The following is a 326-nucleotide window of genomic DNA, read 5'->3' on the forward strand; positions in this document are numbered from 1 at the left end:
CCGTCGCTCACCTGCAGCGAGACGGCGTGGTTGCCCACTTCGGCGTTGGTCGGCGTGCCGGACAGCGTGGCGGTGCCGTCGCCGTTGTCGGTGAGCGTGAGCCAGGCCGGCAGCGTCGGGGCGGTGATCGTCAGCGTCGCGCCGGCATCGGGGTCGGTGGTGGTGATGCTGTAGCTGTAGGCGGTGTCTTCGGTGGCACCGGTCACGGCGCTGCTCACGAAGCTCGGCGCTTCGTTCTGGTCGGTGACGCTGAGGGTGAAGCTCTCGTCGCGGGTGAGTCCGCCGCCGTCGGTGATGCGTACCGTCACCGCGTAGCTCGACTGCGT

At 69.6% G+C, this 326-nt stretch carries 1 protein-coding gene; it reads right to left on the bottom strand.

Features of this window, described 5'->3' with window-relative positions:
- Positions 1–326, bottom strand: a 326-nt coding sequence (locus I8J34_RS24370; protein WP_214364212.1) for a putative Ig domain-containing protein, incomplete at both ends; no start/stop codon positions are given.

The sequence above is a fragment of the Denitromonas iodatirespirans genome (assembly GCF_018524365.1).
In the GTDB taxonomy this organism is placed as follows: Bacteria; Pseudomonadota; Gammaproteobacteria; order Burkholderiales; family Rhodocyclaceae; genus Nitrogeniibacter; species Nitrogeniibacter iodatirespirans.